Raw genomic sequence first — 13,169 nt, forward strand, 5'->3', positions numbered from 1 at the left:
GCTTGATGGGGTTGCTTACTTGAACGCGACCGGCTTGCCCGATGCGTCCTTCACTTCGCCCCATGCCTTGGCGATCGTGGCCTTCACGCCGTCGGGCATCGGCACGTAGTCGAGGTCGTCGGCCGTCTTGTCGCCGCCCTTGTAGGCCCAGTCGAAGAACTTGAGCACGGTGGTGGCGTTGGCGGGCTTGTCCTGCACCTTGTGCATCAGGATGAAGGTCGCGCCGGTGATGGGCCATGCGCCCTTGTCGGCCTGGTTGGTCAGCACCTGGTAGAAGCTCTTGTTCCAGTCGGCGGCGGCAGCGGCGGCCTTGAAGGCCGTGTCTTCGGGCGAGACGAAGTTGCCGGCCGCGTTCTGCAGCTGGGCGTAGGTCATCTTGTTCTGCTTGACGTAGGCGTACTCGACGTAGCCGATCGAGTTGGGCAGGCGGTTCACGAAGGCTGCGACGCCTTCGTTGCCCTTGCCGCCCGCGCCGGTGGGCCAGTTCACGGCCGTGCCTTCGCCGACCTTGGTCTTCCACTCGGCGTTGACCTTGCTCAGGTAGTTGGTGAACAGGAAGCTGGTGCCCGAGCCGTCGGCGCGGCGAACCGGTGCAATGGCGGCGTCAGGCAGGGCCAGCGAGCCGTTCAGCGCCTTGATGGCGGGGTCGTTCCACTTGGTGATCTTGCCCAGGTAGATGTCGCCCAGCACCTGGCCGTTGAGCTTCAGCTCGCCGGGCTTGATGCCGGGGATGTTCACCACGGGAATCACGCCGCCGATGACGGTGGGGAACTGCATCAGGCCCTTGGCCTGGAGTTCTTCGTCCTTCAGGGGCGCGTCGGACGCGCCGAAATCGACCGTCTTGGCTTCGATCTGCTTGAGGCCGGCACCCGAGCCGACCGACTGGTAGTTGATCTTGACGCCGGTGGCCTTGTTGAAATCGGAGGCCCACTTGGCGTACAGCGGCGCCGGGAAGCTGGCGCCGGCGCCGGTCACGTCTTGTGCAAAGGCAGGAACTTGGGCAAACACCGCGGCCACGAGGCCGGCGGCTGCAAACTTGAAAGTCGTTTTCATGGAGGCTTCCTTTAGAAGTAAGAAGTAGTCCCTTTCGGGCTTGGAACGGACTCTAGAAAGCTTGTGTGACATCGGTGTGACACCCTGCTGTCGAGGGAAAATGCCACTCTTTCCCCTGCGGCTCGTGTGACGCTGTCACACAACCGTCATTCGCCGCGCCTAGCCTTGCGAGCCTCGCCACCGGCGATCCGGAAGGCCGCGCGCCCGCCACGGCGCTACGATCGAAGCCACCCGCCTTCTTCCACGACAACTACATGCAAAACGGCACCCGCCTCGCCGCCGTAGATCTCGGCTCGAACAGCTTCAGGCTCGAGATCGGACAGGTCGACCACGGCCAGATCCACCGCACCGAGTACCTGAAGGAAACGGTGCGCCAGGGCAACGGCCTGGACAGCGCCCGCAATCTCACGGCCGAGGCCATGCAGCGGGGCTGGGACGCGCTCGCCCGTTTTGGCGAGCGGCTGGCGGGTTTCAAGCGCTCGCAGGTGCGCGCCGTCGCCACCCAGACACTGCGCGAGGCACGCAACCGCGAGGAATTCCTGCTGCGCGCGCGCACCATCCTGGGCTTCGGCATCGACGTGATCCCGGGCCGGGAGGAAGCCCGCCTGATCTACCAGGGCGTGGCGCACATGCTGCCGCACACCGACGCCTCCGACCGCGAACGCCGCCTGGTGGTGGACATCGGCGGGCGCTCCACCGAAATGATCATCGGCCGCGCGCTCGACGCCGAGCTGATGGAGTCCTACCGCGTGGGCAGCGTCGCCTGGTCGATGAAGCACTTCGGGGAAGGCCTCTTCACCCAGGGCGCGTTCCGCGCCGCCGAGGTGGCCGCCAAGGCGGTGCTGGACGACGCCCTGTCCAGCTACACCCGCGACCAGTGGGACGTGGCCTACGGCGCCTCCGGCACCATCGGCGCCGTGGGCGACGTGCTGGCCGCGGCGGGCGGCGAGCCGGGTCTCATCACCCGCGACGGCCTCGACTGGCTGGTCGACCGCCTCCTGAAGGCCGGCAGCACCGACAAGCTGCGCATCGACGGCATGCGCGAAGACCGCAAGCCGGTCATCGGCGGCGGCGTGAGCGTGCTGCGCGCGGTGTTCGAGCTGCTCGACATCGAGGAAATGAGAGTCGCGCAGGGCGCGCTTCGCCACGGCGTGCTCTATGAACTGCTGGAGCGCGACGAGAGCGTGGCCGACATGCGCACGGCCACCGTGGCGCGGCTGGCGAGCCGGTTCGCGGTCGATGCGGCGCAGGCCAGGCGCGTGGGCGACACCGCGGCGGCCCTGTTCGTGCAGCTCACCCCGGCAGCGCGCGGCGGCAGCCCCGGCAGCCGCGCCGGGCGGGCGCTGCGCAAGCTCGGCTGGGCCGCGCAGCTGCACGAGATCGGCACGCTGGTCTCGCACAGCGACTATCACAAGCACGGCGCCTACATTCTCGACAACACCGACGCCCCGGGCTTTGCCGTCAACGAACTGCATGCGCTCGGCCAGCTGGTGCTGGGCCAGCGCGGGAAGCTGCGCAAGCTCGATGCCGCGCTGGAGGACGAGACCTTCGTGACGCAGCTGCTGTCGCTGCGGCTGGCGGTGATCCTGTGCCATGCGCGCCGCGATCCCGATCCGCAGGCGCTGCACCTTGCGGCACTGGGCGCCAGGGCCTTCACGATCGCCTGCGCGCCCGACTGGGCCGAGGCCTATCCGCAGTCCGCGCACCTGCTGCGCGAGGAAGTGCTGGCCTGGCAGAAGACCAGCAGCTGGCGCGTGGAGCTCAGCGGGGCCTGAGCCGCCTCACTTCGGCCCACTTCGCCTCATTTCGGACTACTTCGCGTCGAGGCCGGCAGTGCGGGTGGCTTCCGCAGGAATCGCGCGCGGCTGGTCGCCCCCGAACATGCCGGCGTAGGCGGGCTGCACGATGCGGTCCAGCCCCTGCTTCAGCCCCTCGTGGGCCATCGCGGTGTCCTTGAGCAGGCCGTCGTAGCTGAAATAGGTGGGCTCGGTCACGTCGGCGGTATGCGCCGTCTGGTGCACGACGGACTGCCGCTCGTCCCTGAGCAGCTGCTCCACCGAAATGAAGGGCTTGAAGCTCGAGGTTGCATCGGCCGCGCCGTACGCCGTGGTGATCCGCAGGATCAAGGTGCTGTAGCCGGGCGTGGGCTGGAGCTCGGGCACCTTCATCTCGCCGGCCGGTCCGGTGGCGCGCATGAAGGGCGTCAGCTTCACTTCGCGGCCGCTTTCGCGCAGGCGCGCCGCCAGGCGCTCCGCGAACTGCCTGTTGAGCGTCATGGCCGCGCCGCTGTTCCTGACGGCCGCCGTGAACTCCTTGCTGCGCTGGTCGGTGCGGGCGGCCATGGTCATCCGGCTGTTGGTGTCGATGCTCAGGGCGAGCAGCGCGCCGATGGGCCCCAGGAGCAGCCCGGCAAATCCGGTGAGCCCCGAGCCGCCGCCATCCGTGACGATCAGCTGGTCTTCCTCGTTGTAGATGAGTTCGACCTTCGCGGCCGACCGGGTGGCTTCCTGGCGCGCCAGCAGCGTGGGTTTGGACGCATCGGCCGCACACCCCGCCAGGAGGGCAGTGGCGACGATCAGGGAGGTCAGCTTCTGCAACGACATGCCCGCGTCCAGGCGCAGCAGGTCCATGAAGCTTCTTGGCAGCGGGTTGGGCAGTTTCATGCGTGTTCCCCAGTGGTTTGGCCGATGTGAACCACTGTAGGAATCGCGCCGCCCGCGCACATGAGCGGTGCGCACTTTTTGCCGGGAGACAAGCGCCCCGCCACCCCTGCCCGCGGCCATGACAAAGCGCCTGCCCGCGGCCTCTGGCTGCGGCTAGCCGGGCCGCTTCACTTGGCGAGGAGGCTGGCGGTCCGGGTGGTGTCCGAACTGGCGAGGCGCGGCGGCCCGTCTTCGCCGAACATGCCGGCGTAGGCAGGCTGGACGATCCGGGCAAGGCCTTGCCGCAGGCCGTCCTGCGCCCTGGCCGTGTCCTGCAGCAGGCCGTCGTAGGCCAGGTAGGCCGGCTCCTCCAGGTCGGAGGTGTGGGTGGTCTGGTGAAGAACGGCTTGCTGCTCGTCCTGCAGCGACTGCTCGATCGCCACGAAGGGCTTGAAGCTCGACGTCATGTCGGGAGCCCCGTAGGTCGTGGTGACCCGCACGAGCAAGGTGCTGTAGCCCGGGGTGGGTTCGAAGCCGGGCGCCTTCATCTGGGCGAGCTCGCCGTCCATGCGCGCGGCGGGTGTCAGCTTCACTTCGCGGCCGCCGGACCGCAGGCGCGCCGCCAGCTGCTCCGCGAACTGCCTGTTGAGCGGCATCGCGCCGCTGCTTTTCACGGCGGCCGTGAACTCCTTGCTGCGCCGCTCGGTGCGGCTGGCCAGCGTCACCCGGGTGCCGACCTCCACGCCAAGGGCCACCAGCGTGCCGACGGGCCCGAAGATCCCGGCCCAGCCCACGATCGCCGAGCCACCGCCATCCATCACGGACAGCTGGTCCTGCTCGTTGTAGACGAGTTCGATCCTGGTGATCGAGCGGGTGGCGTCGCGGCGAGCCTGCGGCGCGGGTTCGGGTGGGCTCGTGGCGCAGCCGGCCAGCAGAGCTGCAGAGATCAGCAGCGAAACAAGCGTCTTCATGGGGGGCGGATGTAAGTTAAAGATGCAATTTGTGTCTAAATGCATCTCACGCAATCATTGTGCCTACATGGCACTGCCGCGCCCCATCGAATTCGTCAATTAGTTTACAGATTCGGGCAAATTTTCAGCCCTTGGATCCTTGCGCTCAGAGGAGCTCGGGCGACTGCACCGTCACCACGACGGTCTGCACGTCGCCATCGCGTTCGCGCGTGCGAATCCACCACAGCGACCCCTTGCGCACCGGGCAGCTGTCCTGCTTCAGGCCAAGAAGCAGCGAAATCGCCTGCCCCACCGAAGGCTGGTGCCCGACCATCAGCACCACCGACTTGCCGTTGGGCCAGCCGGCTGCGGCCAGCATGGCCTCGGCGGTGGTGTCGGGGGCGAGTTCGCCGCGCAGCTTGTACTTGCGGCCGAGCGCAAGCGCGGTCTGCTCGCAGCGCCGCGCGGGGCTGCAGATGATGCGCGTGCCGTCGGGCAGCTGCCGGTCGAGCCAGCTGGCCATGCGCTTGGCCTGCTTCTCGCCGCGCGCGGTCAAGGAACGCTGCAGGTCGTCGCAGCCCTCGGTCCAGTCCTCGGCTTCGGCATGGCGCCAGAAGATCAAGTCCATGGTTGTCGTCTTTCGGTCGTCAGTTGCTGGGTGCATCGGCGTGATGGCCTCGCGATGCATACCGGTTCATGAGTGCCGCCTGTGCGCCGTGCGCCTCGATGGCGCGCGACGCGCCCGCCTCGCCGGCGTGGGTGTCGTGGTCGACGCGCGTGTAGATGCCGTCGCCGCCCAGGTCCCAGGCGTCGCGGCCGTCGTGCAGGTAGGCAACCAGGCATTCGTCGATCAGGCGCTGGCGCAGGCCGGGGTCGGTCACCGGCCAGGCCAGCTCGATGCGCCGCATCATGTTGCGGTTCATCCAGTCGGCGCTCGACAGGTAGAGCGACTCGTCCTCGCCATTGCGGAAGTAGAAAACGCGCGAGTGCTCGAGAAAACGCCCGATCACCGAACGCACGCGGATGTTGTCGGTCAGGCCCGGCACCTGCGCGGGCAGCGTGCAGGCGCCGCGCACGATGAGGTCGATCTTCACGCCGTTCTGGCCGGCGCGCATCAGCGCGGCCACCAGGGCGTCGTCGGTCAGCGCATTCATCTTGGCGACGATGCGGGTCGGCTCGCCGGTGGCCGCGGCCAGGCTGAGCGCGTCGATCTGCGCAATGAGGTTCTTGTGCAGGTCGAACGGCGCGAGCCACATGCGGTTGAGCTTGGGCAGCCGGCTCTGGCTTGCCAGGTGCACGAACACGGCTTCCATGTCGGCCGTGAGCAGCGGATCGGCCGTCAGGTGGCTGATGTCGGTGTAGAGCCTGGCGGTGCGCGGGTTGTAGTTGCCGGTGGAAAGATGGCCGTAGCGGCGCATCTGCTTGCCCTCGCGGCGCGTCACCAGCAGCATCTTGGCGTGCGTCTTCAGGCCCACCACGCCATACACCACCTGCGCGCCGATCGACTCGAGCATTTCGGCCCAGTTGATGTTGGCCTCTTCGTCGAAGCGGGCCTTGAGCTCCACCACCACCGTCACTTCCTTGCCGCGGCGCACGGCCTCGCGCAGCAGGTCCATCAGCTCGGAATCGGTGCCCGTGCGGTAGATGGTCTGCTTGATGGCCAGCACCTGCGGGTCCAGCACGGCCTCGCGCAGGAACGCGAGCACGCCGTCGAAGCTCTCGAAGGGCTGGTGGATCAGCACGTCGCCGTGCTGCAGCCGCTCGAAGAACGACTGCGCCGGCGACAGCGTGACCGGGTAGGAGGCCGAGTACGGCGGAAACAGCAGCTGCGGCTCCTCCAGCAGGTCGATCAGCTGGGTCAGCCGGGCCAGGTTGACGGGGCCGTGCACGCGGTAGAGCGCCTGCTGCGGCAGGTTGAATTGCGCCAGCAGGAAGCTCGCGAGCGACTCCGCGCAGCTGGCCGACACCTCGAGCCGTACGGCCTGCCCGTAGTGCCGGTGCTGCAGCCCCTGGCGCAATGCGGTGCGCAGGTTCTTGACGTCTTCCTCGTCGACCGCCAGGTCGGAATGCCGCGTGACGCGGAACTGCGAGAAATCGCCGACGTCGCGCCCCGGGAACATGCTCGATAGATGGGCGCGCACCACGCTCGACAGCGCCACGAACAGCGTCTTGCCGTCCGACACCTTGGCCGGCATGCGGATCACGCGCGGCAGCACGCGCGGCACCTTCACGATCTGGATCGGGTTCTCGCGCCCGAAGGCGTCCTTGCCGCCGAGCCGCACGATGAAGTTGAGGGACTTGTTGGCCACCTGCGGAAACGGGTGCGCCGGGTCCAGCCCCACTGGAATCAGCAGCGGGCGCACTTCGCGCTCGAAATATTCGCTGACCCATTTGCGCTGCGCCGGATTGCGTTCGCCGTGCGAAATGATGTGGATGCCGTGCTTGGCGAAGGTCGGCATCAGATCGTCGTTGTAGAGCGCGTACTGGCGCGCCACCAGCGCATGGGCGGCCTCGGCCAGGCGCTCGAACGATTCGATCGTGTAGGCGCCCTTCTGGTCGCCGGCGCTGCTGGCAATCAGGTGCGGCGCGGCGCGCACCTCGAAGAATTCATCGAGGTTCGATGAAACGATGCAGAGGTAGCGAAGGCGCTCGACCAGCGGCACTTCAGGCCTGCGGGCCCAGTCGAGCACGCGCTCGTTGAACGACAGGATGCTGTGATCGCGGTCGAGCAGCGTGAGGGCCGTTGCCGCGACCGCGGGCGTGCGGTCAGCGGGAGCAGGTTGCATGGGCACTGATTCTGGGGCAAGCGGCACGGGAGCACATGTAGGCTGAAATATGACAGTGTCGCCCTCGTTTGTGACGTTTTCGTGACCGCCGTGTGACGCCTGCGGCCCCCCCTTGGGCAGCCCCGTGCCGGGCGAAGAGGCAGACGGCCCGGCATCGGGCCGGGCGGCCGCCGGCTTCATGCGCCCAGAAAGTGCTTGCGGTAGCGCGGCGGCAGGTCGTCGATGCGCATCAGCATCGGCAGGTCCGCCGTGTTGAAGTCCGGGTCCCAGGCCGGCGCGCCCAGCACCTTGGCACCCAGGCGCAGGTAGCCCTTGATGAGCGCGGGCGGCTCGACGTCGAGCGCGCCGTCGAGCCGCTCCACCGGCAGCGGCAGGCGCGGCTGCACCTGGTACTGGATCGGCGCCATGTGGCTGGCCGACAGCTGCCGCCAGATGCTGGCCGCCGCATCGCCGCTGGTCACGCCGTTGTGCGACATCGGAATGCTCGCGCAGCCGATCATGGTGTCGAGCTTGTTGCGGTGCATGAAGCCCGCAAGAGCCCCCCACAGCGCAAGGATCACGCCGCCCTGCCGGTGCTCGGGATGCACGCAGCTGCGGCCCAGCTCGACCATGCGCTCGCGCAGGTCGCGCAGCCGGGTCAGGTCGAATTCGGTGTCGCTGTAGGTGCTGCCCACGCGCCGGGCCTGGGCCGGCGTGAGCACGCGGTAGGTGCCGATCACCTGCTGGGTCTGTTCCTCGCGCACCAGCAGGTGCTCGCAGAAGTCGTCGAACAGGTCGATGTCGTGGCCGGCCAGCGGCGTGCTCACGCGGGCGCCCATTTCGCCGACGAACACCTCGTGGCGCAGGCGCTGCGCGGCGCGCACGTCGTCCAGGTGGCGGGCCCAGCTCACGGTGATGCCTTGCCTGGCATCGACGATGGCCGGCGGCGCGAGCACGGCAGCGGGCACCGATGCGGGCGTGGCCGCAGGGACGGGCCACAGGGCGGCGCGCAGGCCGAGCTGCGACAGCGGGAACGTCGGGTTGGGCAGTTCTTTCATGGAGACCCTTTCTGCTGAAGGAGTCTCTGCACCCGCGGTGAAACGGGTATGTCAGCGCCATTGCAGTTGCATGACGGTGTTACCGCGTGTTTTGAGGCTTCCTGGATGTCTAATGCGGTGGGTCGCGACATGGAGTTTTCTCAAATGGCCACAGCCGCAAGCAGCAATTTCGACAACCGCCTCCACCAGACCTTTCCCGTCCTGAGCGATACCGAAATCGCGCGCATCGCGCACTTCGGCACCGTGCAGCGCTTCGCCCGCGGGGAGCGGCTGTTCACCGCCGGCGAAACGGGCCCCGGCATGTTCGTTCTGCTCAAGGGCGTGGTGGCGGTCACGCAGCGCGACGGGCTCGGGCACGTGGTGCCCATCGTGCGCCAGGGCCCGGGCGAGTTCCTTGCCGAAGTCGGCCAGCTGAGCGGCCGCCCTGCCCTGGTCGACGGCCATGCCGAGGAAGAAGTGGAAGCGCTGATCGTGCCGCCCGCGCAGCTGCGCGCGCTGCTGGTGGCCGAAGCCGACCTTGGCGAGCGCATCACCCGCGCGCTGATCCTGCGGCGCGTGGCGCTGATCGAATCCGGCGCCAGCGGGCCGGTGCTGATCGGCCGGCCGGAGTCGCCCGACATGGCGCGCCTGGAAAATTTCCTGCGCCGCAACGGGCACCCCTACCACCTGGTCGACGCGGCCGAAGACCCCGGCGCCGCCGCGCTGCTGGAGCAGTACGGCACCTGCAAGCTGCTGGCCGTGTGCCCCGACGGCTCGGTGCTGGTCAACCCCGCCGAAGACGCGCTGGCCCGTTGCCTGGGCATGGTCGATACCGCGGAGCACAACGAGCTGTTCGACGTGGCGGTGGTCGGGGCCGGCCCGGCCGGCCTCGCGACCGCGGTGTATGCCGCCTCCGAAGGGCTGCGCGTGATCGTGCTCGACTGCCGCGCCTTCGGCGGGCAGGCCGGCGCGAGCGCGCGCATCGAGAACTACCTGGGCTTTCCCACCGGCATCTCGGGCCAGGCGCTCGCGGGCCGGGCCTTCGTGCAGGCCCAGAAGTTCGGTGTCGAGATGCTGATCCCGGCCAAGGTGACGTCGCTCGATTGCTCGCGCGACAACCCCATGGACGCGCTGCGCATCGCACTGGCCGACGGCCGCGCCATCAACGCGCGCACGGTGGTGATTGCCAGCGGCGCACGCTACCGGCGGCCCGACGTGCCGAGGCTGTCCGAGTTCGAGGGCCGCGGCATCTGGTACTGGGCCTCGGCCATCGAGGCCAAGCTCTGCGCGCAGCAGGAGGTTGCGCTGGTCGGCGGCGGCAACTCGGCCGGACAGGCCGCGGTGTTCCTGTCGCGCCATGCGGCCAAGGTCAACGTGCTGGTGCGCGGGCCGTCGCTCGCGGCCAGCATGTCGCGCTACCTGATCGACCGCATCGAGGCCACGCCCAACATCGAACTGCATCCGCATACCCAACTGGTGAAGCTCAACGGCGATTCCGGCGAAGGACTGACCGGTGCAACCTGGCGCTGCCAGACCACGGGCAACGAGCACGACTGCGATGCGCGCAACATCTTCCTCTTCGTGGGCGCCGAGCCCGAGACCAGCTGGCTCGACGGCTGCGGCGTCTCGGTCGACAAGCATGGCTTCGTGCTGACGGGCGATGCGGCCAGCAGCGGCTTTCCGGCCCGGCCCTCCACTGCGCTGGAATCCAGCGTGCAGGGCGTCTTTGCCGTGGGCGACGTGCGCTCGGGTTCGGTCAAGCGCGTGGGCGGTGCCATCGGCGAAGGCGCGGCCGTGGTCGCGCTGATCCACCAGCACCTGTCGTCCAACTCGGCCGTTGCATGACCGCGCTGCGCCCGTAATTCCCGGCGCTGCACACGTGCGGATGGCCGCGTATATGCTGCCTGCCTCGCATCACGACCAACCCCAACAACGGAGAGCCCGCGACATGCCTGCATCGCCCATCGAGGTCTATTCCTGGCCCACGCCCAACGGCCACAAGATTCACATCATGCTGGAGGAGTGCGGCCTGCCGTACAACGCCCGCCCGATCAACATCGGCAAGGGCGACCAGTTCGCGCCCGAGTTCCTGCAGATCAGCCCCAACAACAAGATCCCTGCCATCACCGACCCCGATGGTCCGGACGACAAGCCCATCTCGCTGTTCGAATCGGGCGCCATCCTCGTCTACCTGGCCGGCAAGACCGGCCAGCTGCTGCCCAGGACCGACCGCGAGCGCTACGACGTGCTGCAGTGGCTCATGTTCCAGATGGGCGGCGTCGGCCCCATGCTCGGCCAGGCGCATCACTTCCGCATGTATGCCCCCGAAAAGATCGGCTACGCCATCGAGCGCTACAGCAACGAAGCCAAGCGCCTCTACGGCGTGATCGACAAGCAGCTGTCGAAGAACAGGTTCATTGCCGGCAAGACCTATTCGATTGCCGACATCGCGATCTTCCCGTGGCTGCGCAGCTGGGAAAACCAGGGCATCACGCTCACCGACTACCCGCACCTGAAGGCATGGTTCGACGGCATTGCCGCGCGCCCCGCCGTGCAGCGCGGCGTGAAAGTGCTGGCCGACCTGCGCCAGCCGATCACCGGCGACAAGGAGCGCGAGATCCTTTTCGGCAAGACCCAATACGAGAAGCGCTGAGGGCGCAGTTATTCGGGCTAGAATAGAAGGCTTGTCGGGGTGTAGCGCAGCCTGGTAGCGCATCTGGTTTGGGACCAGAGGGTCGAAGGTTCGAATCCTTTCGCCCCGACCAAGAAAAATACGAATGCCTGCAATGACTCACGTTGTTGCAGGCATCTTGTTTTTCAGCCGCGCCAAAAACAAGGCCTGCGGTGAAATCCTCGCGTACAGTCGATTCAACATCATCACTGACCGGGGTTGGCGTGTCCTACTACGAACTGAAGATTGGCAACCAGACCGGCCTGGTCCAGGTCACGCAGGACCTCGTCTCCCACACCGCCACCCTGTACTGGATGCCCCGCCGCCTCCCTTTGCGCGCCACGGAAGAGATCAATTCCACGCCGCTGGCACAGCACCAGACCTATGGGCCCTCGGAAGCGCAGACGCTCGATCTGCTGCGCGCATGGGCTGCCCAGAACTTCGAGCCGGTCGGCGATTTCGTCCAGATCTGAGCGCCTTCTGACGCCCCGGGCTCCAGGGTGGATGTGGGTAGAATCCGGGCTCCGTTCGGCCCGGAATCTGCCCGTAGCTCAGTTGGATAGAGCACCTGCCTTCTAAGCAGGTTGTCGGGGGTTCGATCCCCTCCGGGCAGGCCAATTTCCAGTTTCAAGTCGCTCAGAACCATCCTGAAACCCGCTCTCCTTCGAGGAGAAGCGGGTTTTTCTTTGTGCCACGACAGGTCGGGGCATAGCATGTCTTGTCGGTACTTTGTCGGTACTTCTGCAGGTATCTGCCCGGCCGCCAAAGCCAGGTACCGACAGCAAGGAGAAAAACCCAATGCTGACAGACACTTTCGTGAGGCAAGTGAAGCACAAGGGCAGTGAGATCGGCGAGCGCTACGCAGACGGCGGCGGCATGTACCTGCGCGTCAAAGCCGCAGGCAAGTACTGGCGCATGGACTACCGGTTCAACGGCAAGGCGAAGACGCTGGCCTTGGGCGTCTACCCCGCGGTCTCGCTCGCGAAGGCGCGGCAGCGGCGCGACAAGGCCCGCGAACTGCTTGCCGACAACGTCGACCCCGGCCTCGCGAAGCGCGCAGAGAAGCTGTCCCGGGCAGTGGAAGCAGCCAACACCTTCGAGGCGTTGGCGCGGGAATTCCACGCCACCAAGGCCAGCAGTTGGAGCGCATCCTATTCGGAGCGCTGGCTGCGCATCATGGACAAGGACCTGTTCCCCTACATCGGCAAGCTGCCGATCGCCACGATCCAGGCCAGGGATCTTCTGCACGCGCTCAAGCGCGCCGAGGGCCGAGGCGTCATCGAGACGGCCCACACCCTGCGCCAGTGCGCAGGACAGGTGTTCCGCTACGGTGTGCAGACGGGCCGTTGCGCGAGCAATCCGGCGCCCGACCTGCACGGCGCGCTCCGACCGGTGATCACCAAGAGCATGGCCGCCGTTCTGGAGCCGCAGAAGGTCGGAGAACTGATGCGCGCCATCTACGGCTACAGCGGGCAGCCGATCACCCGCGCCGCCCTCCTCCTGTCCGCCCTGCTCTTCCAGCGCCCCGGCAACATCCGTGCGATGGAATGGGCCTGGATCGACCTCGAAAAGGCGATGCTGACCATCCCGGCGCAGGACATGAAGCGCCGGCTCCATGAAAAGCGCAACGGCCGCCCCCACTTCGTGCCGCTGGCGAAGCAGGCACTGCAGACCCTGGAGGAAATTGCGCCATTGACCGGCCATGGCCGATACGTGTTCCCCAGCATCCGCACGGGAGAGCGCCCCATGAGCGAAAACACCGTGAACGCCGCGTTGCGAAGGCTGGGGTACACCAACGACGAGATGACCGCCCATGGCTTTCGGGCAATGGCCCGCACGGTCATGGCAGAGCAACTGCACGGCATTTCGCCTGACGTCATCGAGGCACAGCTTGCCCATGGCAAGAGCGGGCCGCTGGGTACGGCCTACGACCGCGCGGAGTTCATGGACAAGCGCAAGGAAATGATGCAGCGCTGGGCGGACTACCTGGGCCAACTTGCCGGAAACGCACAAGTCCGAACGCTCCGGGCGGCCTAGCCAACGCCGGAAAC

General features: G+C 67.3%; 11 protein-coding genes and 2 tRNA genes. 7 read left to right on the top strand and 6 right to left on the bottom strand.

Annotated features, from left to right (window positions below; genetic code table 11):
- Positions 1-15 precede the first annotated feature (15 nt).
- Entirely contained in the window at positions 16-1,053 is a 1,038-nt protein-coding gene (gene pstS, locus AC1DMS_RS12755; protein ID WP_012747422.1) for a phosphate ABC transporter substrate-binding protein PstS, read from the bottom strand.
- 254 nt (positions 1,054-1,307) lie between these two features.
- On the opposite strand from pstS, the gene AC1DMS_RS12760 reads away from it, so the two are divergent.
- The gene (locus AC1DMS_RS12760; RefSeq protein WP_012747421.1) at positions 1,308-2,828 is read left to right on the top strand and encodes a Ppx/GppA phosphatase family protein; all 1,521 of its coding nucleotides are present in this window, start codon (positions 1,308-1,310) and stop codon (positions 2,826-2,828) included.
- A gap of 36 nt (positions 2,829-2,864) precedes the next feature.
- Here AC1DMS_RS12760 and AC1DMS_RS12765 read toward each other — a convergent pair whose 3' ends face one another.
- The 5 genes from AC1DMS_RS12765 to AC1DMS_RS12785 form a co-directional block, all read right to left on the bottom strand.
- Positions 2,865-3,716 (bottom strand): hypothetical protein, encoded by an 852-nt coding sequence (locus tag AC1DMS_RS12765; RefSeq protein WP_012747420.1) that lies wholly within the window; start codon positions 3,714-3,716, stop codon positions 2,865-2,867.
- 167 nt (positions 3,717-3,883) lie between these two features.
- Positions 3,884-4,666 (bottom strand): hypothetical protein, encoded by a 783-nt coding sequence (locus AC1DMS_RS12770; RefSeq protein WP_041945493.1) that lies wholly within the window; start codon positions 4,664-4,666, stop codon positions 3,884-3,886.
- 145 nt (positions 4,667-4,811) lie between these two features.
- Positions 4,812-5,273 carry a SixA phosphatase family protein gene (locus tag AC1DMS_RS12775; protein ID WP_012747418.1) on the bottom strand — a complete coding sequence of 154 codons (462 nt, stop codon included), beginning with the start codon at positions 5,271-5,273 and terminating at the stop codon, positions 4,812-4,814.
- A gap of 19 nt (positions 5,274-5,292) precedes the next feature.
- Complete coding sequence (ppk1, locus tag AC1DMS_RS12780) at positions 5,293-7,611, bottom strand: polyphosphate kinase 1 (protein WP_012747417.1); 2,319 nt, start codon at positions 7,609-7,611, stop codon at positions 5,293-5,295.
- Complete coding sequence (locus AC1DMS_RS12785; RefSeq protein ID WP_012747416.1) at positions 7,608-8,468, bottom strand: GNAT family N-acyltransferase; 861 nt, start codon at positions 8,466-8,468, stop codon at positions 7,608-7,610. Before AC1DMS_RS12785 ends, ppk1 begins: the two co-directional genes overlap by 4 nt.
- A gap of 144 nt (positions 8,469-8,612) precedes the next feature.
- Here AC1DMS_RS12785 and AC1DMS_RS12790 point away from each other — a divergent pair, with 144 nt between their 5' ends.
- From AC1DMS_RS12790 to AC1DMS_RS12815, 6 genes are all read left to right on the top strand, one after another.
- Entirely contained in the window at positions 8,613-10,292 is a 1,680-nt protein-coding gene (locus AC1DMS_RS12790; protein ID WP_436289167.1) for an FAD-dependent oxidoreductase, read from the top strand.
- 103 nt (positions 10,293-10,395) lie between these two features.
- On the top strand, positions 10,396-11,100 hold the full coding sequence (locus tag AC1DMS_RS12795) for a glutathione binding-like protein (protein ID WP_012747414.1): 705 nt from the start codon (positions 10,396-10,398) through the stop codon (positions 11,098-11,100).
- A 35-nt stretch (positions 11,101-11,135) separates the two neighbouring features.
- A tRNA-Pro gene (locus AC1DMS_RS12800) sits at positions 11,136-11,212 on the top strand.
- Between the two features lie 130 nt (positions 11,213-11,342).
- The gene (locus AC1DMS_RS12805) at positions 11,343-11,591 is read left to right on the top strand and encodes a hypothetical protein (RefSeq protein ID WP_041945492.1); all 249 of its coding nucleotides are present in this window, start codon (positions 11,343-11,345) and stop codon (positions 11,589-11,591) included.
- A 67-nt stretch (positions 11,592-11,658) separates the two neighbouring features.
- A tRNA-Arg gene (locus AC1DMS_RS12810) sits at positions 11,659-11,735 on the top strand.
- Between the two features lie 181 nt (positions 11,736-11,916).
- The gene (locus AC1DMS_RS12815; protein ID WP_027730874.1) at positions 11,917-13,155 is read left to right on the top strand and encodes a tyrosine-type recombinase/integrase; all 1,239 of its coding nucleotides are present in this window, start codon (positions 11,917-11,919) and stop codon (positions 13,153-13,155) included.
- Positions 13,156-13,169: the final 14 nt, after the last annotated feature.

It is taken from the genome of Variovorax sp. 05T418 (assembly GCF_056396385.1).